This is a genomic window from Pseudolysinimonas kribbensis (assembly GCF_030161895.1).
In the GTDB taxonomy this organism is placed as follows: domain Bacteria; phylum Actinomycetota; class Actinomycetes; order Actinomycetales; family Microbacteriaceae; genus Pseudolysinimonas; species Pseudolysinimonas kribbensis.
Genome location: NZ_BSVB01000001.1, coordinates 2,170,464 through 2,196,325 on the forward strand (window position 1 = coordinate 2,170,464; position 25,862 = coordinate 2,196,325).

At 68.2% G+C, this 25,862-nt stretch carries 38 protein-coding genes and 1 pseudogene; all 39 read left to right on the forward strand.

Going from position 1 to position 25,862, the window contains the following annotated elements; genetic code table 11:
- The first annotated feature begins 67 nt into the window (after positions 1-67).
- The 39 genes and pseudogenes from QQK35_RS12035 (at position 68) to rpsK (ending at position 25,705) form a co-directional block, all read left to right on the forward strand.
- Positions 68-466 carry a type IV pilus modification PilV family protein gene (locus QQK35_RS12035; protein ID WP_284254377.1) on the forward strand — a complete coding sequence of 133 codons (399 nt, stop codon included), beginning with the start codon at positions 68-70 and terminating at the stop codon, positions 464-466.
- The gene (locus QQK35_RS12040) at positions 459-599 is read left to right on the forward strand and encodes a PulJ/GspJ family protein (protein ID WP_284254378.1); all 141 of its coding nucleotides are present in this window, start codon (positions 459-461) and stop codon (positions 597-599) included. The genes QQK35_RS12035 and QQK35_RS12040 overlap by 8 nt, the downstream gene beginning before the upstream one ends.
- A complete protein-coding gene (locus tag QQK35_RS12045; RefSeq protein ID WP_284254379.1) occupies positions 596-1,027 on the forward strand; it encodes a hypothetical protein in 432 nt (143 codons plus the stop codon). Before QQK35_RS12040 ends, QQK35_RS12045 begins: the two co-directional genes overlap by 4 nt.
- A 612-nt stretch (positions 1,028-1,639) precedes the next feature.
- Positions 1,640-2,755, forward strand: coding sequence for a hypothetical protein (locus QQK35_RS12050; protein WP_284254380.1), 1,116 nt, complete (start codon positions 1,640-1,642; stop codon positions 2,753-2,755).
- Entirely contained in the window at positions 2,755-3,573 is an 819-nt protein-coding gene (locus QQK35_RS12055; protein WP_284254381.1) for a prepilin peptidase, read from the forward strand. The genes QQK35_RS12050 and QQK35_RS12055 overlap by 1 nt, the downstream gene beginning before the upstream one ends.
- A 35-nt stretch (positions 3,574-3,608) precedes the next feature.
- On the forward strand, positions 3,609-4,652 hold the full coding sequence (pilM, locus tag QQK35_RS12060) for a type IV pilus assembly protein PilM (protein WP_284254382.1): 1,044 nt from the start codon (positions 3,609-3,611) through the stop codon (positions 4,650-4,652).
- A complete protein-coding gene (locus QQK35_RS12065) occupies positions 4,649-5,131 on the forward strand; it encodes a hypothetical protein (RefSeq protein WP_284254383.1) in 483 nt (160 codons plus the stop codon). The genes pilM and QQK35_RS12065 overlap by 4 nt, the downstream gene beginning before the upstream one ends.
- Positions 5,132-5,340: 209 nt before the next feature.
- Entirely contained in the window at positions 5,341-6,150 is an 810-nt protein-coding gene (locus QQK35_RS12070) for a type II secretion system protein M (RefSeq protein WP_284254384.1), read from the forward strand.
- Positions 6,151-6,370: 220 nt separating this feature from the next.
- On the forward strand, positions 6,371-6,745 hold the full coding sequence (rpsL, locus tag QQK35_RS12075; protein ID WP_284254385.1) for a 30S ribosomal protein S12: 375 nt from the start codon (positions 6,371-6,373) through the stop codon (positions 6,743-6,745).
- 4 nt (positions 6,746-6,749) lie between these two features.
- The gene (gene rpsG, locus QQK35_RS12080) at positions 6,750-7,220 is read left to right on the forward strand and encodes a 30S ribosomal protein S7 (RefSeq protein ID WP_284254386.1); all 471 of its coding nucleotides are present in this window, start codon (positions 6,750-6,752) and stop codon (positions 7,218-7,220) included.
- A gap of 105 nt (positions 7,221-7,325) precedes the next feature.
- Positions 7,326-9,439: pseudogene (gene fusA / locus QQK35_RS12085) on the forward strand (elongation factor G).
- Between the two features lie 71 nt (positions 9,440-9,510).
- The gene (gene tuf, locus QQK35_RS12090) at positions 9,511-10,704 is read left to right on the forward strand and encodes an elongation factor Tu (RefSeq protein WP_284254387.1); all 1,194 of its coding nucleotides are present in this window, start codon (positions 9,511-9,513) and stop codon (positions 10,702-10,704) included.
- A 202-nt stretch (positions 10,705-10,906) separates the two neighbouring features.
- Entirely contained in the window at positions 10,907-11,875 is a 969-nt protein-coding gene (locus QQK35_RS12095) for a DNA topoisomerase IB (RefSeq protein ID WP_284254388.1), read from the forward strand.
- Between the two features lie 412 nt (positions 11,876-12,287).
- Positions 12,288-12,596 (forward strand): 30S ribosomal protein S10, encoded by a 309-nt coding sequence (rpsJ, locus tag QQK35_RS12100; RefSeq protein ID WP_120761912.1) that lies wholly within the window; start codon positions 12,288-12,290, stop codon positions 12,594-12,596.
- Between the two features lie 10 nt (positions 12,597-12,606).
- Positions 12,607-13,257, forward strand: a complete 651-nt coding sequence (gene rplC / locus QQK35_RS12105; protein ID WP_284254389.1) for a 50S ribosomal protein L3 — start codon at positions 12,607-12,609, stop codon at positions 13,255-13,257.
- Between the two features lie 2 nt (positions 13,258-13,259).
- Positions 13,260-13,904: a 50S ribosomal protein L4 gene (gene rplD / locus QQK35_RS12110; RefSeq protein ID WP_284254390.1), complete on the forward strand. Its 645-nt coding sequence runs from the start codon at positions 13,260-13,262 to the stop codon at positions 13,902-13,904.
- A complete protein-coding gene (rplW, locus tag QQK35_RS12115; protein ID WP_284254391.1) occupies positions 13,901-14,200 on the forward strand; it encodes a 50S ribosomal protein L23 in 300 nt (99 codons plus the stop codon). Before rplD ends, rplW begins: the two co-directional genes overlap by 4 nt.
- Before the next feature lie 17 nt (positions 14,201-14,217).
- Entirely contained in the window at positions 14,218-15,057 is an 840-nt protein-coding gene (gene rplB, locus QQK35_RS12120) for a 50S ribosomal protein L2 (RefSeq protein WP_284254393.1), read from the forward strand.
- A 30-nt stretch (positions 15,058-15,087) separates the two neighbouring features.
- Positions 15,088-15,369, forward strand: a complete 282-nt coding sequence (rpsS, locus tag QQK35_RS12125) for a 30S ribosomal protein S19 (RefSeq protein ID WP_284254394.1) — start codon at positions 15,088-15,090, stop codon at positions 15,367-15,369.
- Positions 15,369-15,740: a 50S ribosomal protein L22 gene (gene rplV / locus QQK35_RS12130; protein WP_284254395.1), complete on the forward strand. Its 372-nt coding sequence runs from the start codon at positions 15,369-15,371 to the stop codon at positions 15,738-15,740. The genes rpsS and rplV overlap by 1 nt, the downstream gene beginning before the upstream one ends.
- Entirely contained in the window at positions 15,740-16,495 is a 756-nt protein-coding gene (rpsC, locus tag QQK35_RS12135; RefSeq protein ID WP_284254396.1) for a 30S ribosomal protein S3, read from the forward strand. The genes rplV and rpsC overlap by 1 nt, the downstream gene beginning before the upstream one ends.
- A 2-nt stretch (positions 16,496-16,497) precedes the next feature.
- A complete protein-coding gene (rplP, locus tag QQK35_RS12140; protein ID WP_284254397.1) occupies positions 16,498-16,917 on the forward strand; it encodes a 50S ribosomal protein L16 in 420 nt (139 codons plus the stop codon).
- Positions 16,917-17,258: a 50S ribosomal protein L29 gene (rpmC, locus tag QQK35_RS12145; protein ID WP_284254398.1), complete on the forward strand. Its 342-nt coding sequence runs from the start codon at positions 16,917-16,919 to the stop codon at positions 17,256-17,258. The genes rplP and rpmC overlap by 1 nt, the downstream gene beginning before the upstream one ends.
- 140 nt (positions 17,259-17,398) lie before the next feature.
- Positions 17,399-17,695, forward strand: a complete 297-nt coding sequence (rpsQ, locus tag QQK35_RS12150) for a 30S ribosomal protein S17 (protein ID WP_284255693.1) — start codon at positions 17,399-17,401, stop codon at positions 17,693-17,695.
- Between the two features lie 3 nt (positions 17,696-17,698).
- Complete coding sequence (rplN, locus tag QQK35_RS12155) at positions 17,699-18,067, forward strand: 50S ribosomal protein L14 (RefSeq protein ID WP_284254399.1); 369 nt, start codon at positions 17,699-17,701, stop codon at positions 18,065-18,067.
- Positions 18,068-18,070: 3 nt separating this feature from the next.
- Entirely contained in the window at positions 18,071-18,430 is a 360-nt protein-coding gene (rplX, locus tag QQK35_RS12160) for a 50S ribosomal protein L24 (RefSeq protein WP_284254400.1), read from the forward strand.
- Positions 18,430-19,020, forward strand: a complete 591-nt coding sequence (gene rplE / locus QQK35_RS12165) for a 50S ribosomal protein L5 (RefSeq protein WP_284254401.1) — start codon at positions 18,430-18,432, stop codon at positions 19,018-19,020. The genes rplX and rplE overlap by 1 nt, the downstream gene beginning before the upstream one ends.
- Before the next feature lie 89 nt (positions 19,021-19,109).
- Positions 19,110-19,508, forward strand: coding sequence for a 30S ribosomal protein S8 (gene rpsH, locus QQK35_RS12170; RefSeq protein WP_284254402.1), 399 nt, complete (start codon positions 19,110-19,112; stop codon positions 19,506-19,508).
- A 6-nt stretch (positions 19,509-19,514) separates the two neighbouring features.
- On the forward strand, positions 19,515-20,051 hold the full coding sequence (gene rplF, locus QQK35_RS12175; protein ID WP_284254403.1) for a 50S ribosomal protein L6: 537 nt from the start codon (positions 19,515-19,517) through the stop codon (positions 20,049-20,051).
- Positions 20,051-20,440, forward strand: a complete 390-nt coding sequence (gene rplR / locus QQK35_RS12180; RefSeq protein ID WP_284254404.1) for a 50S ribosomal protein L18 — start codon at positions 20,051-20,053, stop codon at positions 20,438-20,440. The genes rplF and rplR overlap by 1 nt, the downstream gene beginning before the upstream one ends.
- 35 nt (positions 20,441-20,475) lie before the next feature.
- A complete protein-coding gene (gene rpsE / locus QQK35_RS12185; RefSeq protein ID WP_425564966.1) occupies positions 20,476-21,183 on the forward strand; it encodes a 30S ribosomal protein S5 in 708 nt (235 codons plus the stop codon).
- Positions 21,183-21,368, forward strand: a complete 186-nt coding sequence (gene rpmD, locus QQK35_RS12190) for a 50S ribosomal protein L30 (protein WP_284254405.1) — start codon at positions 21,183-21,185, stop codon at positions 21,366-21,368. Before rpsE ends, rpmD begins: the two co-directional genes overlap by 1 nt.
- Positions 21,368-22,144 (forward strand): 50S ribosomal protein L15, encoded by a 777-nt coding sequence (gene rplO, locus QQK35_RS12195; protein WP_284254406.1) that lies wholly within the window; start codon positions 21,368-21,370, stop codon positions 22,142-22,144. Before rpmD ends, rplO begins: the two co-directional genes overlap by 1 nt.
- Before the next feature lie 98 nt (positions 22,145-22,242).
- Entirely contained in the window at positions 22,243-23,589 is a 1,347-nt protein-coding gene (gene secY, locus QQK35_RS12200) for a preprotein translocase subunit SecY (RefSeq protein WP_284254407.1), read from the forward strand.
- Positions 23,586-24,173 (forward strand): adenylate kinase, encoded by a 588-nt coding sequence (locus QQK35_RS12205; protein WP_284254408.1) that lies wholly within the window; start codon positions 23,586-23,588, stop codon positions 24,171-24,173. The genes secY and QQK35_RS12205 overlap by 4 nt, the downstream gene beginning before the upstream one ends.
- Positions 24,174-24,321: 148 nt before the next feature.
- On the forward strand, positions 24,322-24,543 hold the full coding sequence (gene infA / locus QQK35_RS12210) for a translation initiation factor IF-1 (protein WP_284254409.1): 222 nt from the start codon (positions 24,322-24,324) through the stop codon (positions 24,541-24,543).
- Positions 24,544-24,615: 72 nt separating this feature from the next.
- Positions 24,616-24,732: a 50S ribosomal protein L36 gene (rpmJ, locus tag QQK35_RS12215; RefSeq protein WP_055821300.1), complete on the forward strand. Its 117-nt coding sequence runs from the start codon at positions 24,616-24,618 to the stop codon at positions 24,730-24,732.
- Between the two features lie 191 nt (positions 24,733-24,923).
- Positions 24,924-25,304: a 30S ribosomal protein S13 gene (rpsM, locus tag QQK35_RS12220; protein ID WP_284254410.1), complete on the forward strand. Its 381-nt coding sequence runs from the start codon at positions 24,924-24,926 to the stop codon at positions 25,302-25,304.
- Complete coding sequence (gene rpsK, locus QQK35_RS12225; RefSeq protein WP_284254411.1) at positions 25,304-25,705, forward strand: 30S ribosomal protein S11; 402 nt, start codon at positions 25,304-25,306, stop codon at positions 25,703-25,705. Before rpsM ends, rpsK begins: the two co-directional genes overlap by 1 nt.
- Positions 25,706-25,862: the final 157 nt, after the last annotated feature.

The window sequence follows — 25,862 nt, forward strand, 5'->3', positions numbered from 1 at the left end:
CGTGGGGCGTCCATCGCGGCGCCCCACGACTCGCTTCAAATTCGGCGACGAGAAGGGGGTCGACGTCATGCATCGCATCACCACCGAGGACGAAGGTTTCGGCCTCGTCGAGATCGTCGTCTCGATGTTCATGCTCGCCATCCTCGCGATGGCGTTCCTGCCGATCCTCGTGCAGGGGCTCAAGCAGTCGTCCTCCAACGCGACGCTCGCCACCGCCACGCAGCTCGTCAACCAGCAGTTGCAGAAAGCGCAGGCCAAAGGACCGCAGTGCACCCTCGTCGAGTCCGTCGCGGGCATGCAGCAGCTCACCGATCCGCAGGGCGTGGAGATCCAGGTCACCACGAGCGTCGGAGCCTGCCCCACCGCCGTCGGCGGGACCGTGTCGGTGACGGTGTCCGCGGTCCGGCAGGACAGCGGCGACACCGTCGCATCCGCCTCGACCCTGGTGTACGTGAAACATGACTGACCACACCGCGAGTGACAGCGGCTTCACGCTCGTCGAAATGCTGGTCGCCCTCGCCCTCACGACGCTCGTCATGACGGTCATCGGGGGCTGTTCATCAGCCTCACCCAGACGCAGCAGACGGTCGACGCGGTGACGTCCTCGACCACCTCCGGGCAACAGGTCGCGACCACCATCACCGACCGGGTGCGGAACGGTTCCGGATTCCGAGTGACGTCGGTCGGATCCGACCAACTGCTCGTCACCCGCTCCGCGGGCACAGGCAGCACCTTGACCTGGACCTGCTACGGCTGGTACTACTCCGCTGCCGACGAGTCGCTCCGCATGACGACGAGCACACCCGGCACCCGCATCACCGCGCCGACGTCGGCCCAGCTCACCAGCTGGACGCTGCTCGCCAGCGGTGTCACGCCCCGGGGCACGGCCCCGGTCTTCGCGCCGGACGACACGGGAAGCGTGCTCACCGTCACGTTCGACACCCACCGCGCCGGGCATCCGTCCGTCGCCATTCAGACCTCGGCATCACCTCTGACCGGCACCACGGAGGACAACTCATGCTTCTGACCCGTATCCAGCGCTCCTCCGCGGCACCCGCGACGACCGGGGCGTCGCCCTGGCCGCCGTCCTCGGCCTCATGGGCGTCAGCATGCTGCTCACCACCGTGGTCGCGAGCTCCGTCATCACGGCCGTCAGCTACAGCTCCAACACCCGTGCCGGCGTGCAGTCGCAGGCCGCCGCCGAGGCGGGCATCGCCGCGGCGCGAGCCGGTCTCGTCGCCCAGGACTGCGCGGTTCACGGTGGCGCGTACCGCAGCGACGTGGGCGCGACGCCGGCATACTTCGCCACCATCTGGATGCCGTTCGGCACTGGCTGGCGCCGCGGATGCCCCTCCGACACGTCGACGCAGGTGCGGATCCTCTCCACCGGCTACGCCGACGCGAACGCGGTCGGCGCAGCGACGTCCGGCGACAGGACCAACCTCGAGGCGATCCTCTCGGCGGGCGCCGTGGTGACCCAGACGAGCACGAGCACGACGACGACGACGCCGCCGACGCAGATCAACTCCAGCGGCCCTGCCGTGTACGCCTACAGCTCGCAGGGCTTCAGCGGTTCGGGCACGCTTGTCTCGGTGGACGGCAACTCGCCCGACATCATGGTGAAGACGGGCAATGTCTCATGCTCCGGCGCCGCATCGGGCGCTTCCGACCTGGTCGTGCAGGGGGCAACCTCAACCTCAGCGGATCGTGCAACATCGCGGGCAACGTCTGGTCGACCGGTTCCACGACGATCTCCGGCGGCGTGAAGGTCGGCGGCAACGTGGTCGCGGCCGGCGTCTCGATCCCCAGTGGATCGGTGGGTGGCAGCCTCTGGTCCACCGGCCCGGTGTCGATGTCGGGTGGCAGCAGCTCGGTCTCCAAGAACGTGACCGCGACGTCGCTCACGTTCTCGGGCGGCGGCAAGGTCGGCGGCAACGCATGGATCTACGGCGCGACGACCATGGACTGGGGCTCCAAGATCAGCGGGAACGTCACGACCAAGACGTATTCGGCGCCCGCGTGGTCGAGCGGTCTCGTCTCGGGCACCATCACCACGACGAGCCCCTCCACGCCCGGCACCAGCCCGTATGCGACCCCGTCGGTGCCCGTGGTGCCGGACTGGGTCGACTTCGCCTACACCGCGAGCGACTGGACGGGGTTCACCGAGGTCAAGCTGCCCGCCACCAGTGGCACGTGCGGCACGACGGAATTGCGGAATGCCGTGCAGGATCACCCGAGCACGCCGATCGTCGTGAACGCCCTCGCATGCACCGGCGGCATCTACGTCGGCGGTGCCGACAAGATCGCCCTCGACGGGGACATGGCGATCATCTCGAACAAGTTCAGCATGACCGGCAGCGGTGGTTTCACCTCGTCTGCCAACGCGCGCCTCTGGATGGTCACGCCGGACAGCACGGCCGACGGCAAGCCGACCTGCCCCAGCGGCTCGAGCTACAACATCGACGGCGGGTTCACCGTGCAGTCGAACATCTCTCTCATGATGTACAGCCCCTGCCAGATCGTTCTGGCCTCGGGCCTGAACCTCTATGGTCAGGTGTTCGCAGGGCAGGCGGGCATCTCCGGCGGCGCGACTCTTCACTACCTCACGGTCGGCCTGCCCGGCTGGGACCTGTGGACGGGCCACGCCACGCCGTCGACCCCGGTGTCGACCACGACGACGTCGACGACGACGACCAATGACGTCGAGTCGACTCGCACCCTGCTGTCGTCCCGCAACGTCTCCGAGTCCAACTGATGGCCGCTGTCGTCGCGCTCGGCGCGTTCGGATCGATCATCGGGTCGTTCCTGAACGTCGTCGTCTACCGTGTGCCGCGCGGCATATCGATCGTGTCGCCGCGGAGCGCGTGCGGATCGTGCGGCCATGAGGTGCGGTGGCATGACAACATCCCTCTCGTCTCGTGGCTCGTGCTGCGTGGGCGCTGCCGCGACTGCAGAGCTCGCATCTCGATCCGCTACCCGCTCATCGAACTCGCCGGTGCCGCGTTCTTCGTGCTGGTAGCCGAGTTCTTCGCGCCCGCGCTGTTCGCGTCGGCGTCGGCCACCATGCTCGGCTCATCGGCTCTTGCGCTGGCCGCGTTCCTCTACCTCGCGGCGATCAGCCTCGCGCTCGCGGTCATCGACATCGAGACCCATCGGCTGCCGAACGCGATCGTGCTGCCCGCTTACCCCGTCGGCGTAGTTCTGCTGACGCTCTCGGCCGGGCTCGGCGCCGACCTCGGCCGGCTGATCAGCGCGGCCGTGGGCGCCGGCGCAATGCTCGTCGTCTATCTGCTGCTGGCCGTGCCGCGGCCCGGCGGCATGGGGCTCGGCGACGTGAAGCTCGCGGGCGTGATCGGCCTGTTCGCGGGCTGGCTCGGCTGGGCGCCGCTCGTCGTGGCCGGCATCGGCGGATTCATCCTGGGCGGCCTGTTCGGCATAGTGCTGCTGGCCGCCGGTCGCGGACGCAAGACCGCCATCGCCTTCGGGCCGTGGATGCTGGCCGGAGCCTGGATCGGCATCCTCTTCGGTGATCGGATCGTCGCCAGCTACCTCGCCCTGTTCGGGCTGACGTGAGTCACTGAAAGAAATACGGAATCGGGGGATCCGCAATGGGAACGACAGTCGTAGGTGTCGACATCGGCAGCAATGCCGTACGCGCCGTCGAGGTGCAGGGATGTGACACGGCGAAGCCGTTGATCGTCCGGCAGCACGAGATCGCGGTGCCGGAATCGGCGGTGCGCCGCGGCGAGGTGGTGGAGCAGAGCACGGTCGCGACCGCGCTCCGCCGGCTGTGGTCCGCGGCGGGCTTCAAGTCGAAGAACGTGGTGCTGGGCATCGGGGGACAGCGCGTGTTCGCTCGCGACCTGACGGTTCCGCGGGCTCCGCTCGAGCAGATCCGCGAGTCGCTTCCGTTCCACGTGCAGGAGCTGCTGCCGGTGCCCATCGCCGACGTGCTGCTCGACTTCTACCCATTGACGGAGGAGCAGGGCGAGAACGGTCCGGCCGTGGGCGGGCTGCTCGTCGCGGGGCTCAAGGACGCGATCACGGCGAATGTCGCGGCCGTCATGGGCGCCGGTCTGCATCCGGTGCACGTCGACCTGATCCCCTTTGCCGTCGCGCGCGCTCTCGCGCCGCTGCGCACCGCACGCGGCCGTGACGTCATCGTCTCGCTCGGGGCGAACACGACTAACGTCGTCGTGGTCGACGACGGGGTGCCGCGCTATGTCCGCATTCTTCCCAACGGCGGCGACGACGTCACGAGGATGCTCGCGTCGCGGCTGCAGTGGCCACCGGAGCAGGCGGAGCAGGCCAAGCGCGCGCTCGGCATGGGCGGTCCGATGATGCGCCTGGAAGACCGCCCGATCATCGAGATCGTGTACGAGGTGGTCGGCGAGCTGATCTCCGGCATCCGCAACACGCTCGCGTATTACGCCAACGCGCACCCTGCCGCGCCGATCCAGCGGATCGTGCTCTCCGGCGGCGGAGCCCAGCTGAGCGGACTCGCCGGCGCGCTGTCGGAGATGACGAAGCTGCCCATCGCCGCGGCCGACCCCTACGTAGCCGTCGCCTCGAAGGCCCGGGCGCGGCCGGCGCCGACAGAGCAGGACGCGTACGTCACCGCGATCGGCCTCGCGCTCGGGAGCCACGCATGAGCGCCACGACCAACGCCACGCGGAATCTGGTGCTCGCGGGCGAGCCGCGCGTGCAACTTCTGCCGCCCTCGGTCCAGGCTCGCGAGAAGGTGCGCAGCGCACAGCGCCTCGTCGTCCTGGCGCTCGTGGCAGGCGTCGCCGTCGCCGCGGCGATGTACGGATTCGGCGTCGTGACCGCCGGTTCCGCCCAGGCGGCGCTCGCCTCGGCGCAGTCCGAGACCCAGACCGTGATCTCCGCGCAGGCGAAGTATCACCAGGCGACGCAGATCGCCTCGACCGTCAGCGCCATCAAGCAGACGCAGCAGGTGGGCACCTCGCTCGAGGTGCTGTGGGCCCCGCTGATCGGCCGCATCGGGTCGGGCTTGCCGCAGGGTGTCTCGCTGTCGTCGGTCACGGCGACGGGCCAGACGCCATGGGGGCCGCGCTCGCTCCGGAGGGTCCCCTGCGTGCGCCGCGGATCGCCGTGCTCGCGCTGGTGATCTCGAGCCCGGCACCGCCGGACATCGAGGCGGTCACCGCGATGCTGCGCAGCCTGCCCGGGTACGCGGACTCCACGGTGCAGTCTTCCACTGCCGGCGATGGGGGTCGAGACGACCATCTCGCTGACGCTCGGCGCAGGCGCCCTGTCGGGACGCTTCGCTACTCCGGCACCGGCGTCGAGCGACGCCCCGGCGGACGGAGCATCGCGATGATGCGCAGCCCACGCACCTGGCACCTGATCGCGGTGCTCGCGGTGCTCGTGATCGTGGCCCTCGGCTGGTTCCTCGGCGCATCGCCGCTGCTCCAGCAGGCGGCCGCGGCCGACCAGAGCCGCGCGCAGGTTCAGCAGCAGAACGCGCAGCAGCGCACCGTGCTCGCCTCGATGCGGGGCCAGTACGACAAGCTCGACGAATTGCAGGCTCAGATGGCGAGCCTCCAGCTCTCAGTGCCGGGTACCGTCGACCTCGATGACTTCTTCGACCAGGTCGCCGCGATCGCCTCGGCAGCAGGAGCGTCGATCACCTCGATCACGGCCGGCGAGGCGCAGCCCTACGGCCTGACCGCGGGCGGCAGCGGCACGCCTGCGAAGTCGGCGGCGTCGTCGACGCCGCAGCCGACCTCGTCGGCCACGCCCGCGGCGTCCGCCACGCCGGCCCCGGCCGCGACGGCCGCCGCTCCGGTCGCCGCCGCTCCGAAGACTCCCACTGGCGACCTGGCGTCGAAGCTCTATGTCGTGCCGATCGACATCTCGCTGAGCAGCGGCCCGAGCCAGGTGACGGCCTTCGTCAACGGGCTCCAGACCGGCAAGCGGCTGATCCTCGTCAGCTCGATGGCGTACACGAGCTCCCCGGCGGGTGGAACGGTGTCCGGGTTCGTCTTCGTGGTGCACGATCCCTCGGCGTCCGCAGCCTCGCCGAGCGCCACATCCTCGCCGACATCGACCGGCGCCGCCACGCCCACTCCGACCCCGTCGAGCACCGTGCAGACGCCCCGACCTGCGCCGACGCCCACGAAGTAGTACCCTTATTCGGGTGTGCGCTCGTCGCACACGTTCCCCATGCCTGACGAACGCCCGCGAGGGTCTGTTGGGATGCGCGCGGGGAAGGGTCACCGCCACCCGGCGGCTCGACCCCCACGGCATATCCGTCAGCTGTCCCGCACCGATTCCGGTGCCGGGGGCGGATCCCGATGGAACACCATCAACGCTGTCACCGTGCAGCAATGACATAGGAGCAGGTTTGCCCACCATCCAGCAGCTGGTCCGCAAGGGCCGCACGCCGAAGGTCGTCAAGACCAAGGCGCCGGCCCTCAAGGCCAACCCGCAGCAGCGGGGCGTGTGCACGCGCGTGTACACCACCACCCCGAAGAAGCCGAACTCGGCCCTCCGCAAGGTCGCCCGCGTCAAGCTCTCCAACGGCACCGAGGTCACCGCCTACATCCCCGGCGAGGGCCACAACCTGCAGGAGCACTCGATGGTGCTCGTCCGCGGCGGTCGTGTGAAGGACCTCCCCGGCGTGCGCTACAAGATCGTGCGCGGCGCGCTCGACACCCAGGCCGTCAAGAACCGCAAGCAGGCTCGCAGCCGTTACGGCGCGAAGCTCGACAAGAAGTAAGCCGATGCCTCGTAAAGGACCCGCGCCCAAGCGCCCCGTCGTCAACGACCCCGTCTACGGTGCCCCCGTCGTCAGCCAGCTCGTGAACAAGATCCTGGTCGACGGTAAGAAGGACCTCGCCCAGCGCATCGTCTACGGCGCGCTCGAGGGCGTCGCCAAGAAGTCCGATCAGGATGCCGTCACCGTGCTCAAGAAGGCGCTCGACAACGTGCGCCCGACCCTCGAGGTCAAGAGCCGCCGCGTCGGCGGATCGACCTACCAGGTGCCGGTCGAGGTGAAGCCGCACCGCGCGAACACCCTCGCGCTGCGCTGGCTGACCTCGTACGCGAAGTCGCGTCGTGAGAAGACGATGACCGAGCGCCTCACCAACGAGATCCTGGATGCCTCCAACGGCCTGGGTGCCGCGGTCAAGCGCCGCGAGGACACCCACAAGATGGCCGAGAGCAACCGGGCCTTCGCGCACTACCGCTGGTAACAACCCTGCGGGTCGACTAGCCGCGAAGCGGCGTATCGAAACCCCGGTCTCGATGCGCGCTTCGCGCTACTCGACCCTCTCACCACCAAGAAGTAAGGAACCCCCGTGGCACAGGACGTGCTCACCGACCTCAAGAAGGTCCGCAACTTCGGCATCATGGCGCACATCGACGCCGGCAAGACGACGACGACCGAGCGGATCCTCTTCTACACCGGTGTCAACCACAAGATCGGCGAGGTGCACGACGGCGCCGCGACGATGGACTGGATGGCGCAGGAGCAGGAGCGCGGCATCACCATCACGTCGGCGGCGACCACGTGCTTCTGGGAGGGCTACCAGCTCAACATCATCGACACGCCCGGACACGTGGACTTCACCGTCGAGGTGGAGCGCAACCTGCGCGTGCTCGACGGCGCGGTCGCCGTCTTCGACGGCAAGGAGGGCGTGGAGCCCCAGTCGGAGACCGTCTGGCGTCAGGCCGACAAGTACGACGTGCCGCGCATCTGCTTCGTCAACAAGATGGACAAGCTCGGCGCGGACTTCTACTTCACCGTCGACACGATCATCAAGCGCCTCGGCGCGAAGCCGCTCGTGATGCAGATCCCGATCGGCGCGGAGTCGTCGTTCGAAGGCGTCGTCGACCTGGTCTACATGCGCGCGCTCACCTGGCGCGGCGATGCCAAGGGCGACGTGAAGATGGGCGCCGAGTACGCCATCGAGGAGATCCCGGCCGACCTTCAGGCGAAGGCCGAGGAGTACCGCGCGGTGCTGCTCGAGACGGTCGCCGAGACGAGCGAGGAGCTTCTCGAGAAGTACTTCGCCGGCGAGGAGATCACCCCGAGGAGATCAAGGCCGCCGTCCGTCAGCTCACCATCGACAGCGCGCTGTACCCGGTGTTCTGCGGCTCGGCGTTCAAGAACCGCGGCGTGCAGCCGATGCTCGACGCGGTCGTGGACTATCTCCCGTCGCCGCTGGACATGCCGGCAGTCGAGGGACACGACATCCGCGACGAGGAGAAGGTCATCGAGCGTCACGCCGACGCCTCGGAGCCGTTCTCGGCGCTCGCCTTCAAGATCGCGGTGCACCCGTTCTTCGGACGACTCACCTACATCCGGGTGTACTCGGGCCACCTCGACACGGGCGCCCAGGTCATCAACTCGACCAAGGGCAAGAAGGAGCGCATCGGGAAGATCTTCCAGATGCACGCCAACAAGGAGAACCCGGTCGATCACGTGACCGCCGGGCACATCTACGCGGTCATCGGCCTCAAGGACACCACCACCGGTGACACCCTGAGCGACCCGAACGCGCAGGTGATCCTCGAGTCGATGACGTTCCCGGAGCCGGTCATCGAGGTCGCGATCGAGCCCAAGACGAAGGCGGACCAGGAGAAGCTGGGCACCGCCATCCAGAAGCTCGCCGAAGAGGACCCGACGTTCCGCACCGAGCAGAACCAGGAGACCGGCCAGACCATCATCAAGGGCATGGGCGAGCTCCACCTCGACATCCTGGTCGACCGCATGAAGCGGGAGTTCAACGTCGAGGCCAACGTGGGCAAGCCGCAAGTCGCCTACCGCGAGACGATCCGCCGCGCGGTCGAGAAGTACGACTACACCCACAAGAAGCAGACGGGCGGCTCCGGCCAGTTCGCCAAGGTGCAGATCACGCTCGAGCCGCTCGAGGTGACCCCGGAGACCTCGTACGAGTTCGTGAACGCCGTCACCGGCGGTCGCGTGCCGCGCGAGTACATCCCCTCGGTCGATCACGGCATCCAGGACGCCATGCAGGTCGGCGTGCTGGCGGGCTACCCGACCGTGGGCGTCAAGGCGACCCTGGTCGACGGTGCCGCGCACGACGTGGACTCCTCCGAGATGGCGTTCAAGATCGCCGGCTCGATGGCGTACAAGGAGGCGGCCCGCAAGGCGCAGCCGGTGCTCCTCGAGCCGCTCATGGCGGTCGAGGTGCGCACGCCCGAGGAGTACATGGGCGACGTGATCGGCGACCTCAACTCGCGGCGCGGCCAGATCCAGTCGATGGATGACGCGACCGGCGTCAAGGTCGTCACCGCGAAGGTGCCGCTGTCGGAGATGTTCGGCTACGTCGGCGACCTGCGCTCGAAGACCTCGGGCCGGGCCGTCTACTCGATGACGTTCGACAGCTACTCCGAGGTGCCGAAGAACGTCGCCGACGAGATCGTGCTCAAGGGCAAGGGCGACTAGCTCAACAAGCCGGGGCGGCAGAGCCCCACTACAGTAAGTAACCGAAATCCGGATCCTGAGGAGGACCCACAGTGGCCAAGGCCAAGTTCGAGCGGACCAAGCCGCACGTCAACATCGGAACGATCGGTCACGTCGACCACGGCAAGACGACGCTCACCGCCGCCATCTCGAAGGTGCTCGCGGACAAGTACCCGTCGGCTGTCAACGTCCCGCGTGACTTCGCGTCGATCGACTCCGCTCCCGAGGAGCGCCAGCGCGGCATCACGATCAACATCTCGCACGTCGAGTACGAGACGCCGAAGCGCCACTACGCGCACGTCGACGCCCCGGGTCACGCCGACTACATCAAGAACATGATCACCGGTGCTGCCCAGATGGACGGCGCGATCCTCGTGGTCGCGGCGACCGACGGCCCGATGGCGCAGACCCGCGAGCACGTGCTGCTCGCCAAGCAGGTCGGCGTGCCCTACCTGCTGGTCGCGCTCAACAAGGCCGACATGGTCGACGACGAGGAGATCCTGGAGCTCGTCGAGCTCGAGGTCCGCGAGCTGCTGAGCAGCCAGGACTTCGACGGCGACAACGCGCCGGTCGTGCGCGTCTCGGGCCTCAAGGCGCTCGAGGGCGACGAGAAGTGGACGCAGTCGGTCCTCGACCTCATGGAGGCCGTCGACAACAGCATCCCCGACCCGGTGCGCGACAAGGACAAGCCGTTCCTCATGCCCATCGAGGACGTCTTCACCATCACCGGCCGCGGCACGGTCGTGACGGGTCGCGCGGAGCGCGGCACCCTCGCGATCAACTCCGAGGTCGAGATCGTCGGCATCCGCCCGACGCAGAAGACCACGGTCACGGGTATCGAGATGTTCCACAAGCAGCTCGACGAGGCGTGGGCCGGCGAGAACTGCGGTCTGCTCCTGCGCGGCACCAAGCGCGAGGACGTCGAGCGCGGTCAGGTCGTCGTCAAGCCGGGTTCGGTCACGCCGCACACCAACTTCGAGGGCACGGCGTACATCCTGTCCAAGGACGAGGGCGGCCGTCACAACCTGTTCTACGCGAACTACCGTCCGCAGTTCTACTTCCGCACCACCGACGTGACCGGCGTCATCACGCTGCCCGAGGGCACCGAGATGGTCATGCCCGGCGACACCGTCGGCATGTCGGTCGAGCTGATCCAGCCGATCGCCATGGAGGAGGGCCTGGGCTTCGCCATCCGCGAGGGCGGCCGCACCGTCGGCGCCGGAACGGTCACGAAGATCCTCAAGTAGTACCCGCACCACGCGAAGGGGTCGAGCCACACGGCTCGGCCCCTTTCCGCGTCCCCGCTGACAACAGATCGTCTCTTTGCCATCCGACGCGCCCCGCGCGGATGCGATCGGATGGCAAGACGTCGTTCGGATGATGCGGCCGACCTCTGGATTCCGGCTGGGCACTCGACGCACGGCCCGGGTCGCCGCATACCGTCGAGCCATGCCGCGCCTGCGCCGATCCGATTCGAGCGGACCGGGCATCCGTCGCGTCCGCGCCGGTCGGGGCTTCTGGTATCGCGACGTCACGGGGCAGCGGGTGGACGACCCGGTGCTCCTCGACCGGATCGCGGCCCTCGCGATCCCGCCCGCCTGGACCGACGTGTGGATCGCGCCCTACGCCAACGGCCACATCCAGGCGACCGGCATCGACGTCGCAGGGCGCCACCAGTACCTCTACCACCCGACCTGGCGCGAGCAGAAGGACCGCATCAAGTTCGACCGCGCCCTGACCCTTGCCGAGTCGCTGCCGGTCGCGCGGCGGGGCGTCACGCTCGATCTGCGGCGCGAAGGCCTCGGCCGGGAGCGCGTCCTCGCGGCGGCCTTCCGGATGCTCGACACGGGCAGCCTGCGGGTGGGGTCGGAGCGCTACGCGGACGAGCACGGCAGCTACGGCCTGTCGACGCTGCGGGGCGCGCACGCGAAGGTGCGCGGCGACGAGGTGCTGCTCGACTTCCCGGCCAAGAGCGGCAAGGAGTGGCGCAGCGAGATCCGGGATGCCGACCTCGCCGCCGTCGTCCGGGCGCTGAAGCGACGCGGCACTCGAGCGAAGCTGCTGGCCTGGCACGAGGACGGGCGATGGCATCCGGTGGCCGCGGCCGACATCAACGCGGATGTCCATGAGCGCACCGGCGGCGAGTTCACCGCGAAGGACTTCCGCACCCTGCACGGCACGATCGCCGCGGCCGCCTCGCTCGCGCAGGCCGGGCCGAAGTCGTCGCCGACGGCCCGCAAGCGTGCCGTCGCGGAGGCGATGCGGGTCGCCGCCGCGGTGCTCGGCAACACCCCCGCCGTCGCCCGCGCCAGCTATGTCGACCCCCGGGTCGTCGACCTCTACGACGAGGGACGCACGATCGACCCGAACCGGCTGCACGCCGCCGAGAGCGAGCTCCGGGCGCTGCTTTTCGAGTAGCGTCAGCTGACCGCTCAGGCCGACAACCGGCGCCCGAGACGGTCGCCGGGGCGTGTCGCCGTGGAGGTCCGAAAGGACCTCCACCTTCAGGCGACACGCCCGGCTTGCAGCACCTCCCGGGGTGTGGCAAACTCTTCTAGTTCAATACGCCGCGCCTCGCGCGCGGTTCACTGCCAGAGCAGTGCACAGCCCCGAGTAATCGCCGGGCTGGGCCGCGGGTAGAAGAACACAGCTTCAATCGAACCCCGATCCTTCGTGGGAGACGTGTGTGCCGCGTGCACGACACGCCCGACCGCGGGGTGCGAAGGGGCTTTGACAGAAGAACAGCGGTGCGCGAACAGCAGTGTCGCGCGGGTGCGGACCGGAACCGGAGACGGGGACGGGACCGCGCATGGAACGAGAGAGAGAACGCATGGCGGGACAGAAGATCCGCATCCGGCTGAAGTCGTACGACCACGCCGGACTCGACGCGTCGGCACGCAAGATCGTCGACACCGTGACCCGCGCGGGCGCGACGGTGGTCGGCCCGGTGCCGCTGCCCACGGAGAAGAACGTGGTCGTCGTGATCCGTTCCCCTCACAAGTACAAGGACTCCCGCGAGCACTTCGAGAAGCGCACCCACAAGCGGCTCATCGACATCATCGACCCGACGCCCAAGGCCGTCGACTCGCTGATGCGTCTCGATCTGCCCGCTGACGTCAACATCGAGATCAAGCTCTAAGGACCCCGCCATGACTGCAGTCAAGACGACCAAGGGTCTGCTCGGCACCAAGCTCGGTATGACCCAGGTCTGGGACGCCGACAACCGGCTCGTCCCCGTGACCGTCGTCCAGATCACTCCGAACGTCGTGACCCAGGTCCGCTCGGAGGAGAAGGACGGCTACACCGCCGTGCAGATCGCCTACGGCGTGATCGACCCGCGCAAGGTGAACAAGCCGAGCACCGGCCACTTCGACAAGGCGGGCGTCACGCCCCGCCGACACCTCACCGAGGTCCGCACCTCCGACGCTGCCGAGTACAGCCTCGGTCAGGAGCTCGCGGTGGACATCTTCGAGGCCGGCCAGCTGGTCGACGTCGTCGGCACGAGCAAGGGCAAGGGCTTCGCCGGCGTCATGAAGCGCCACAACTTCAAGGGCGTCTCGTCCAGCCACGGTTCGCACCGCAACCACCGCAAGCCCGGTTCGATCGGCGCGTCCTCGACGCCCTCGCGCGTGTTCAAGGGCATGCGGATGGCGGGCCGCATGGGCGGCGAGCGCGTCACCGTGCAGGGCCTCGCGGTCCACTCGGTCGACGCCGAGAAGGGCCTCCTCCTGGTCAAGGGCGCCGTCCCCGGCGCCCGCGGCCGCATCGTCTTCGTCCGTACCGCCGTGAAGGGGGCCTGACCATGGCTGCTGTCGACGTCGTCGACGCGACCGGCAAGAAGACCGGTTCCGTGGAGCTGCCCGCGCAGCTCTTCGACGTGACCCCGAACGTGCCGCTCATCCACCAGGTGGTGACCGCGCAGCTCGCGGCCGCCCGCCAGGGCACCCACTCCACCAAGAACCGCGGCGAGGTCTCCGGATCGGGTGTCAAGCCGTTCAAGCAGAAGGGCACCGGCCGCAGCCGTCAAGGTTCGGTCCGCGCCCCGGAGCACCGCGGCGGCGGTATCGTGCACGGCCCTGTGCCGCGCGACTACGCCCAGCGCACCCCCAAGAAGATGATCGCCTCCGCGCTGCTGGGTCTGCTCAGCGACCGCGCTCGTGGCGAGCGTCTGCACGTGGTGTCGGTGCTCGGCGGCGAGACGCCGTCGACCAAGTCGGCCGTCGCGCAGCTCGACGCCCTCGGCGCCGTGCGCAACGTGCTCATCGTGCTCGCGCGCGGTGACGAGGCCGGGTACAAGAGCGTCCGGAACATCCCGGAGATCCACGTGCTGTTCGCCGACCAGCTGAATGCGTACGACGTCGTGACCAGCGACGACATCGTCTTCACCAAGGCGGCTTTCGACTCCTTCGTGGAGTCCCGGAGCAAGACCGAGGAGGCTGCCAAGTGAGCGGCTACAACAAGGACCCGCGCGACGTCATCCTCGCGCCGGTCGTGAGCGAGAAGAGCTACGGGCTCATCGACGAGGGCAAGTACACCTTCATCGTCGACCCCCGCTCGAACAAGACCGAGATCAAACTGGCGATCGAGAAGATCTTCGGCGTCAAGGTCGACTCGGTGAACACCCTCAACCGCACGGGCAAGGCCCAGCGCACCAGCCGGGGCATCGGCAAGCGCAAGGACACCAAGCGCGCGATCGTCACCCTCAAGTCCGGCTCGATCGACATCTTCACGGCTGTCGGCTAGGGGCAGGGAGAACAACCATGGCCATTCGCAATTACAAGCCGACCACCCCGGGTCGTCGCGGCTCGTCGGTCGCCGACTTCGCCGAGATCACCCGGTCGACGCCCGAGAAGTCGCTGCTGCGTCCGCTCCCGAAGACGGGCGGCCGCAACAACGCCGGCCGGATCACCACCCGCCACATCGGCGGAGGGCACAAGCGCCAGTACCGCGTGATCGACTTCAAGCGCAACGACAAGGACGGCGTCAACGCCAAGGTCGCGCACATCGAGTACGACCCGAACCGCACGGCGCGCATCGCGCTGCTGCACTTCGTGGACGGCACGAAGCGCTACATCATCGCGCCGAACAAGCTCAACCAGGGCGACATCGTCGAGAGCGGCCCGGGCGCCGACATCAAGCCGGGCAACAACCTGCCGCTCAAGAACATCCCGGTCGGCACGGTCGTGCACGCGATCGAGCTCAAGCCCGGCGGGGGCGCCAAGCTCGCCCGCTCGGCCGGCTCCAGCGTGCGCCTCGTCGCCAAGGACGGCCCGTACGCCCAGCTGCGCCTGCCCTCGGGCGAGGTCCGCAACGTCGACGTGCGCTGCCGCGCGACGATCGGCGAGGTCGGCAACGCCGAGCAGTCGAACATCAACTGGGGCAAGGCGGGCCGCAACCGCTGGAAGGGCATCCGCCCGACCGTCCGCGGTGTGGCCATGAACCCGATCGACCACCCGCACGGTGGTGGTGAGGGCAAGACCTCCGGTGGTCGTCATCCGGTGAGCCCGTGGGGTCAGCCCGAGGGTCGCACCCGGCACCCCCACAAGGAGAGCGACAAGCTCATCATCCGTCGTCGCACCGTCGGCAAGAAGCGCAAGTAGCCAGGGCTCGAGAAGGAAGCAGCGAAGAGAATGCCGCGCAGTCTTAAGAAGGGCCCGTTCGTCGACGAGCACCTGCTCCGCAAGGTCTCGACTCAGAACGAGGCCAACACCAAGAACGTGATCCGCACGTGGTCGCGCCGCTCCATGATCGTGCCCTCGATGCTCGGTCACACGATCGCGGTGCACGACGGTCGCAAGCACATCCCCGTCTTCGTCACCGAGACGATGGTCGGCCACAAGCTCGGCGAGTTCGCGCCGACCCGCACCTTCCGCGGCCACGAGAAGGACGACCGGAAGGGACGGCGTCGCTGATGGTCCAGTCGATCGCACGCGTGAAGCACATCCGCGTCACGCCCCAGAAGGCGCGTCGCGTCGTGGACCTCATCCGCGGCAAGCAGGCGCAGGAGGCCCTGGCCATCCTGAAGTTCGCACCCCAGTCGGCGAGCGAGCCGGTCTACAAGCTGGTCGCGTCCGCCATCGCCAACGCGCGGGTCAAGGCGGATGCCAGCAACAGCTACCTCGACGAGCAGGACCTGGTCGTGCACCGGGCCTACGTCGACGAGGGCACGACACTGAAGCGGTTCCAGCCGCGCGCCCAGGGCCGCGCATTCCGCATCAACAAGCGCACGAGCCACATCACCGTCGAGCTCGCAACACCCGATGAGTTCGGAGGGACCAAGTAATGGGCCAGAAGGTCAACCCGTACGGCTTCCGTCTGGGGATCACCACCGACCATGTGTCGCGGTGGTTCTCCGACTCGACCAAGCCCGGCCAGCGCTACGCCGACTACGTGGCGGAGGACGTCAGGATCCGTCGCCTGCTGACGAAGCGCCTCGACCGCGCCGGCGTCGCCAAGATCGAGATCGAGCGCACCCGCGACCGGGTCCGCGTCGACATCCACACCGCCCGCCCGGGCATCGTGATCGGCCGCCGCGGCGCCGAGGCCGAGGCGATCCGCTCCGACCTCGAGAAGCTCACCGGCAAGCAGATCCAGCTCAACATCCTCGAGGTGAAGAACCCCGAGGCGGAGGCTCAGCTCGTCGCGCAGGGCATCGCCGAGCAGCTCAGCGCGCGCGTGGCCTTCCGCCGCGCGATGCGCAAGGGTCTGCAGGGCGCGCAGCGCGCCGGCGCCAAGGGCGTCCGGATCCAGGTGTCCGGCCGCCTGGGCGGCGCCGAGATGAGCCGGTCGGAGTTCTACCGCGAGGGCCGGGTGCCGCTGCACACGCTCCGCGCGAACATCGACTACGGCTTCTACGAGGCCCGCACGACCTTCGGCCGGATCGGCGTGAAGGTCTGGATCTACAAGGGCGATATCACCAACAAGGAGCTCGCTCGCGAGCAGGCGGCCCAGAAGTCGTCGCGCCCGGAGCGTCGTGACGGCGGCCGTGGCCGCGGTCCGCGCGCCGAGCAGCCCGCCACCGCAGGAGCCGAGGCGTAACCATGCTCATTCCCCGCAAGGTCAAGCACCGCAAGCAGCACCACCCCGGACGGGATGGGGCCGCGACCGGTGGCACGAAGGTCAGCTTCGGCGAGTTCGGCATCCAGGCCATCACGCCGGCGTACGTGACCAACCGCCAGATCGAGTCAGCGCGTATCGCGATGACCCGTCACATCAAGCGCGGCGGCAAGGTGTGGATCAACATCTACCCGGACCGCCCGATCACCAAGAAGCCCGCCGAGACCCGCATGGGTTCCGGTAAGGGCTCGCCGGAGTGGTGGGTCGCGAACGTGAAGCCGGGCCGCGTGCTGTTCGAGGTCGCCGGTGTCGATGAGGGACTCGCCCGCGAGGCCCTCATGCGAGCGATCCACAAGCTGCCGCTGAAGGCGCGCATCATCAAGCGTGAGGAGGGCGACGCCTGATGGCCGTCGGATCCAAGGAGCTCGGCACCGTCGAGCTCGACACCTTCGAGAACGATCGTCTGGTCGACGAGCTCAAGAAGGCCAAGGAGGAGCTGTTCAACCTGCGCTTCCAGTCGGCCACCGGGCAGCTCGAGAGCCACGGGCGCCTGCGCGCGGTCAAGCGCGACATCGCCCGTATCTACACCGTGATCCGCGAGCGCGAGCTCGGCATCCGGCCGACTCCGGTCGCCGTCGAGACGCCGGCCAAGCCGAAGCGCGGATCCAAGAAGGCCGAGACCACCGAGGCGCCCGCCGACGAGGTCACGACCGACGAGAACACCGCCGAGGAGGCGAGCAAGTAATGGCGAAGGCAACCGAGAAGCCCGAGGCTGCGGAGGCCACGGCTGCTGCGGAGAAGGCTCCGGCCAAGAAGCCGGCCGCCAAGGCCGCGCCGAAGGCCGCTGCCCCGAAGGCCGAGAAGGCCGACGCCGCTGCGGCCGAGGTGTCGGGTCACGAGCACTCCGCGCACGACGTGCGCGACGCGAGCGCTCGCGGCTACCGCAAGGCGCGCCGCGGCTACGTGACCAGCGACAAGATGGAGAAGACCATCGTCGTCGAGGTCGAGGACCGCGTGAAGCACCCGCTGTACGGCAAGGTCATCCGCCGCACCAGCAAGGTGAAGGTGCACGACGAGGCCAACAGCGCCGGCATCGGCGACCTCGTGCTCATCAATGAGACCCGTCCGACCTCGGCCACCAAGCGGTGGCGTCTGGTCGAGATCCTCGAGAAGGCGAAGTAGGCCATGCTTCAGCAGGAATCCCGCGTCAAGGTCGCCGACAACACCGGCGCCAAGGAGCTGCTCACCATCCGCGTGCTCGGCGGCTCCGGCCGTCGCTACGCCGGTCTCGGCGACGTCATCGTCGCGACCGTCAAGGACGCGATCCCGGGCGGCAACGTCAAGAAGGGTGATGTCGTCAAGGCGGTCATCGTCCGGACCAAGAAGGAGACCCGCCGTCCCGACGGCTCCTACATCAAGTTCGACGAGAACGCCGCCGTCATCCTCAAGTCGGATGGCGACCCGCGCGGTACCCGCATCTTCGGACCCGTCGGTCGCGAGCTCCGCGACAAGCGGTTCATGAAGATCATCTCGCTGGCCCCGGAGGTCATCTAACTCATGGCGAACATCCGTAAGGGCGACCTCGTCCAGGTCATCACCGGTCCGACTCAGGATCGCGGTGGCGACCGTGGCAAGCAGGGCAAGGTCATCGAGATCCTCAAGGATCAGGACCGCATCGTGGTCGAGGGCGTCAACTACGTCACGAAGCACGTGAAGGTCGGCCAGACCCAGCGCGGCACGAAGACCGGTGGCATCGAGACCCATGAGGCCCCGATCCACATCTCAAACGTGCAGCTCGTCGACCCCAAGTCGAAGAAGCCGACCCGCATCGGATTCCGCGAGGAGACGGTGGAGAAGGACGGCGTGAAGAAGACCGTTCGCGTTCGGTACGCGAAGAAGTCCGGAGAGAAGTTCTGATGGCCAAGGCGACTGCCGCGGAGACTGGCACCACCCAGCCCCGCCTCAAGCAGAAGTACCGCTCCGAGATCGCTCCGGCGCTCGCGGAGGAGTTCGGCTTCACCAACCCGCACCAGGTGCCGGGGATCGTCAAGATCGTCGTCAACACCGGTGTCGGCGAGGCCGCGCGGGACTCCAAGGTGATCGACGGCGCGGTCAAGGACCTCGCCCTCATCACCGGCCAGAAGCCGCAGGTCACCAAGGCGCGCGTCTCGATCGCGCAGTTCAAGCTGCGCGAAGGGATGCCGATCGGCGCCCACGTGACGCTGCGCGGCGACCGGGCGTGGGAGTTCCTCGACCGCCTGCTGTCGCTGGCCCTGCCGCGCATCCGCGACTTCCGCGGGCTCTCGGACAAGCAGTTCGACGGCAACGGCAACTACACCTTCGGCGTGGCCGAGCAGTCGATCTTCCACGAGATCGACCAGGACCAGATCGACCGCGTGCGCGGCTTCGACATCACGGTCGTGACCACCGCGAAGACGGACGACGAGGGTCGCGCGCTCCTGCGCCGCCTCGGCTTCCCCTTCCGGAACCAGGACGCCGCGGCCTAGCCGCGTCGCCCACCCATCCAGGTCGGCCGGGCCATCCCCCAGGGCACTGTCCCCGAGTCGATACCAGATAGAAGAGAAGAGACAATCCCATGACGATGACCGACCCGGTCGCCGACATGCTGACCCGACTCCGCAACGCCAACCGCGCGTATCACGAGTCGGTGTCGCTGCCGTCGTCGAAGCTCAAGACCCACATCGCCGAGATCCTTCAGCGCGAGGGCTACATCACCGGCTGGACGGTCGACCCGGCGCGCGTCGGCTCGACGCTCACCATCGACCTCAAGTACGGCCCGAACCGCGAGCGGTCGATCGCCGGCATCAAGCGCGTGTCGAAGCCCGGCCTGCGCGTCTACGCGAAGTCGAGCGAGATTCCCCACGTGCTGGGCGGCCTCGGCGTGGCCATCCTGTCCACCTCCTCCGGTCTGCTGACCGACCGCGAGGCGACCAAGAAGGGCGTCGGCGGGGAAGTCCTCGCCTACGTGTGGTGACCTGACATGTCTCGAATCGGACGTCTCCCCATCGACGTGCCCGCGGGCGTGACCGTCACCATCGACGGCCAGGCCGTCGCGGTCAAGGGTCCGAAGGGCGAGCTCTCGCTCACCGTCGCCCGCCCCATCGCGGTGGAGCTCAAGGAGGGCCAGGTGCTCGTCACCCGTCCCGACGACGAGCGCGTCTCGCGGTCGCTGCACGGGCTGACCCGCACGCTCATCGCCAACCAGATCATCGGCGTCACCGAGGGCTACTCCAAGGGCCTCGAGGTCGTCGGCACCGGATACCGCGTGCAGGCCAAGGGCGGCTCCGTCGAGTTCGCCCTCGGCTACTCGCACTCGATCACGGTCGACCCGCCCGCCGGCATCTCGTTCGAGGTCGAGGGCAACAACAAGCTGACCGTCCGCGGCATCGACAAGCAGGCCGTGGGCGAGGTGGCCGCGAACATCCGCAAGCTGCGCAAGCCGGAGCCCTATAAGGGCAAGGGCGTGCGCTACGCGGGCGAGGTCGTGCGCCGCAAGGCCGGAAAGAGTGGTAAGTAATGACCGCACAGCGCCATCTGGCGGGCGGCAAGACCGCCAAGAGCAAGTCCGCGCAGCGGAACCGTCGTCACGCGCGTCTGCGCAAGAACATCGCCGGAACGCCGGAGCGCCCGCGCCTCGTCGTGACCCGTTCGGCCCGCCACGTCTTCGTGCAGGTCGTCGACGACACGAAGGGCCAGACCGTCGCGTCGGCGTCGACCCTCGAGGCCGACCTGCGGACGTTCGACGGTGACAAGACCGCCAAGGCGCGGAAGGTCGGCGAGCTCGTCGCCGAGCGCGCCAAGAAGGCCGGGGTCGACACCGTCGTGTTCGACCGCGGCGGCAACAAGTACGCCGGGCGCGTCGCCGCAATCGCGGAGGGCGCTCGCGAGGGAGGCCTGAGCCTGTGAGCGACACGTCCAACACCCAGGAGAACACCGCACCGGTGAGCGACACCAGTTCGACCGACGCGACCGTCAGCGAGGGTCAGGTCGTCGAGACGGCGGCCGGCACGATCTCGAATCCCAACGAGCGCGAGCAGCGCCGCGGGGGCCGGGAGCGGAGTCTGCGCAACGACCGCAACTCGCGGGACCGCGGCGACAGCCAGTTCCTCGAGCGCGTCGTGACGATCAACCGCGTCTCCAAGGTCGTCAAGGGCGGCCGTCGCTTCAGCTTCACGGCGCTCGTCGTCGTCGGCGACGGCAACGGCACGGTCGGCGTCGGCTACGGCAAGGCGCGCGAGGTGCCGCTGGCGATCAGCAAGGGCGTCGAGGAGGCGAAGAAGAACTTCTTCCGCGTCCCGCGCACGAACAAGACGATCCCGCATCCGGTGCAGGGCGAGGCCGCTGCCGGCGTCGTGCTGCTGCGTCCCGCGGCCGCCGGTACCGGCGTCATCGCGGGCGGACCGGTGCGTGCCGTGCTCGAGTGCGCCGGCATCCACGACGTGCTGTCCAAGTCGCTGGGCTCGTCGAACACGATCAACATCGTCCACGCCACGGTCGCGGCGCTCAAGCAGCTCGAAGAGCCGCGCGCCGTCGCCGCCCGCCGCGGGCTCGAGTTCGAGGACGTCGCCCCGGAGCGCCTCGTGCGCGCCGAGGCCGATGACCGCGCGGCCGCGCAGGGCGTCTACAACACCGGGAAGGCAGGTGCCTGATGGCTGCGCGTCTGAAGGTGACCCAGACCAAGTCCGTTATCAGCGAGAAGCAGAACCAGCGCGACACACTGCGGAGCCTGGGCCTCAAGCGGATCGGCGACACCGTCGTCCGTGAGGACACCCCGGCCAACCGTGGCTACGTCCGCACGGTCGCCCACCTCGTGAAGGTCGAGGAGATTGACTGATGGCTGAAGCAGAAGACAAGAAGGCGCCGGCCAAGAAGCCGGCCGCCGCCAAGACGCCGGCCGCGAAGCCGGCGGCCGAGAAGAAGACGCCCGCGAAGAGCGCCACCGCGAAGCCCGCTGCGGAGAAGGCGCCGGCCAAGGCCGCCGCCAAGCCCGCGACGACGAAGGCTGCCGCCGACAAGTCGGCCGCCGAGAAGAAGCCGGCCGCCAAGGCCCCGGCTGCGTCGAAGGCCGCGGCGCCGAAGAGCGACGACACCGCCGCCGCGTCCGCCGACAAGTCGGCGACCACGGCTCCGACGAAGGCCGCCGCGAAGAAGTCGGCGCCGAGCGCGTCACGTCCGCAGATCCTCAAGGCGCACCACCTGCGTCCGGCCGCCGGTTCCAAGAAGGACCGGACCCGGGTCGGTCGCGGTGAGGGCTCGAAGGGCAAGACCGCCGGCCGCGGCACCAAGGGCACGAAGGCCCGCTACCAGGTGCGCGTCGGCCTCGAGGGCGGCAACCTCAACGCGGTCATGCGTGCGCCCAAGCTGCGCGGCTTCAAGAACCCGTTCCGGGTCGAGTACCAGGTGGTCAACCTCGACCGCCTGGCCGAGCTCTACCCCTCGGGCGGCGACGTCACCATCGGCGACCTGGTCGCCAAGGGCGCCGTGCGCAAGAACGAGAAGGTCAAGGTGCTGGGCACCGGCGACATCTCGGTTAAGCTGAACGTCGCGGTCGACAAGGTCTCGAGCTCTGCGGAGCAGAAGATCGTCGCCGCCGGCGGCACCATCAAGTAGCGCCGGCTCACCGCAACCATTCGGGACGGCGGCCCCTCCGGGGGCCGCCGGACCCCGGGTCCTCGCAGACCCAGCCCCACGACACTCCGGGAGGCGACGTGTTCAGCGCGATCGGGCGGATCTTCCGCACACCGGATCTCCGCAAGAAGATCCTCTTCACGCTGGCGCTCATCGCGCTCTTCCGCCTGGGATCGTTCATCCCGTCGCCGTTCGTCAACTTCCAGAACGTGCAGGACTGCCTCGCCGGCGTCTCGGGCGACCAGGGCAGCCTCTACGACCTCGTCAACCTGTTCAGCGGCGGCGCGCTGCTGAAGCTGTCGATCTTCGCGCTCGGGATCATGCCGTACATCACGGCGTCGATCATCGTGCAGCTGCTGCGGGTCGTCATCCCGCACTTCGACAACCTGTACAAGGAGGGTCAGGCCGGACAGGCCAAGCTCACCCAGTACACCCGCTACCTGACGATCGGCCTCGGCCTGCTCCAGTCGACGACGCTCATCACGGTCGCGCGCACCGGTGCCCTGTTCGGCACGTCGAACAACTCGAGCTCCTGCCAGAGCCTGCTCTCGCTGCCGCCGGACCCCTTCGAGTGGGTCGGCATCGTGCTCATGGTCATCACGATGACCGCCGGCACCGGCGTCATCATGTGGATGGGCGAGATGATCACCGAGCGCGGGATCGGCAACGGCATGTCGATCCTGATCTTCACCTCGATCGCGTCGCGGTTCATCCCGTCGATGCAGCAGGTCTACGCGAACGGCGGCAACAACGGCGTCGAGCTGGTGATCGGCGTGGTGATCGTCGGCCTGGCGATCCTCGTCGCGGTCATCTTCGTCGAGCAGTCGCAGCGCCGCATCCCGGTGCAATATGCGAAACGCATGGTGGGCAGGCGAACGTACGGCGGCAACAACACGTACATCCCGATCAAGGTGAACATGGCGGGCGTCGTTCCGGTCATCTTCGCCTCGTCGTTGCTGTATCTGCCGGCCCTCATCGCCCAGTTCAACCAGAGCGCCACGGGCAAGAACCCCGCCTGGGTCGACTGGATCAACAACAACATGACCCGCGGCGACAACCCGCTGTACATGGCGATCTACTTCCTGCTGATCGTCGGGTTCACCTACTTCTACGTCGCGATCACGTTCAACCCGGACGAGGTCGCCGACAACATGAAGAAGTACGGCGGTTTCATCCCGGGCATCCGCGCCGGCCGGCCGACGGCCGAGTACCTGGACTACGTGCTCACCCGCGTCACGCTCCCGGGCTCGCTGTACCTGGGTCTGGTCGCGCTCATCCCGCTCATCGCGCTCGCCCTCATCAACGCGGATCAGAACTTCCCGTTCGGCGGCACGAGCATCCTGATCATGGTCGGTGTCGGCCTCGAGACGGTGAAGCAGATCGACTCGCAGCTGCAGCAGCGGCATTACGAGGGCCTTCTCCGGTGACCCGCCTGCTCATCGTGGGTCCCCCTGGCGCCGGCAAGGGGACCCAGGCTGCTCGTGTCTGCGAGTACCTGGATGTGCCGACGATCTCCACGGGCGACATCTTCCGCCGCAACATCGCCGAGGGCACCGAGCTCGGCAAGCAGGTCAAGGCGATCGTCGACAACGGCGACTACGTTCCCGACGAGCTCACCAACGCGCTCGTGAAGGATCGCCTCGAGCAGGCCGACGCCGACGGCGGCTTCCTGCTGGACGGCTATCCCCGCACGCCCGATCAGGTCGCCTACCTGGACGGCCTGCTCGCATCGCACGGCCATTCGCTCGACGCCGTGCTGCAGCTGGTGGCCGACCCCGAGGAGCTCGTGCGCCGGCTGCGGCAGCGCGCCGGCGAGCAGGGCCGCGCCGACGACTCGGAGGAGGCGATCCGGCACCGGCAGGCCGTCTACCAGCGCGAGACCCAGCCGCTTCTCGAGATCTTCCGGGACCGCGAGCTGCTGCTGCGCGTCGACGGGCTCGGCACGGTCGACGAGGTCTGGGAGCGCATCCGCGCGGCACTGTCGGCGCGCGGCATCGCCCGCGCCGCGTGACCGACGACGCGAACGGCGCGCCGCCCGTGGGGGAGGTGCAGTTGGCGGAATACTTCGCCATCGCGTAAGGTTGACCCTTGGTGTCTGCGCTCTGCAGACCACACAATCCCGCACGACCAGCAGACTCTTGGAGCTGATTCACCGAAGTATGGCCAAAAAGGACGGCGTCATCGAGATCGAGGGCTCGGTGCTCGAGGCTCTTCCGAACGCGATGTTCCGCGTCGAGTTGAGCAACGGACACAAGGTTCTCGCCCACATCTCGGGCAAGATGCGCAAGTACTACATCCGCATCCTCCCGGAGGACCGCGTGATCGTGGAGCTCAGTCCTTACGACCTCACTCGCGGCCGGATCGTCCACCGCTACAAGTAGTCCGCTGAGAAGTAACGGTCCCGCCGTGGCATCCGCCGCCCGGGTCACGATGACAGCGAGAGAAGCAGCAACATGAAGGTCAACCCCAGCGTCAAGCCGATCTGCGACCACTGCAAGGTGATCCGTCGCAACGGCCGCGTCATGGTCATCTGCAAGTCGAACCCCCGCCACAAGCAGCGTCAGGGATAAGAAAGAGGTCCTTTCGGACCTCTTTCCCCTGACGCCGAGCCCGTCTCGGGCTCGGACCCCCAGGCCAAGCCGGGGACAAGAGAACAGAACAGAGCGTCACCAGGATCGCCGCGAGGCGTGACACCCCGGGTCCGGAGGCCCGAGCACCGGTGACGCGCAGACCTCCGGATACCGAGTAAGGAACTGCCGACATGGCACGTCTCGCCGGTGTCGACATCCCGCGCGACAAGCGCGTGGAGGTCGCACTCACCTACATCTACGGAGTCGGGCGCACGCGCGCTCTCGCGACTCTCCAGGAGACCGGGATCTCCGGTGACATCCGCGTGAAGGACCTCACCGACGACCAGCTGGTCGCCCTCCGCGATCACATCGAGGGCACCTACAAGGTCGAGGGCGACCTGCGCCGCGAGGTGCAGGCCGACATCCGCCGCAAGGTCGAAATCGGCTCGTACGAGGGCATCCGCCACCGTCGCGGCCTCCCGGTGCGCGGTCAGCGCACCAAGACCAACGCCCGCACCCGCAAGGGACCGAAGCGCACCGTCGCCGGCAAGAAGAAGGCAGGCAAGAAGTAATGGCCACTCCGAAGGCCTCCGCCGGCCGCAAGCCGCGCCGCAAGGAGAAGAAGAACATCGCGGTGGGCCAGGCCCACATCAAGTCGACGTTCAACAACACCATCGTCTCGATCACCGATCCCTCGGGTGCGGTCATCGCATGGGCCTCCGGCGGCGACGTCGGCTTCAAGGGCTCGCGCAAGTCGACGCCGTACGCCGCGGGCATGGCCGCCGAGTCGGCCGCGCGCAAGGCGCAGGAGAACGGCATGAAGAAGGTCGACGTCTTCGTCAAGGGTCCGGGTTCGGGTCGCGAGACCGCGATCCGCTCGCTCACCGCGGCGGGCCTCGAGGTCGGCTCGATCAACGACGTCACGCCGCAGGCGCACAACGGCGTGAGGCCGCCCAAGAGGCGGCGCGTCTAGCTACGAGACCGGGCGGAAGGCCATTTCTGGCCTTCCGCCGCGGCCTCACGCTGCGGCCGTCTCGGCCGCAGCGCCGGAAGCCAGCCACTGAACTTCACAACTCAAAACCCCGGCGGCCCAGCCACCCGCCGTACTTCACGTGGGCGTCATATGGCGG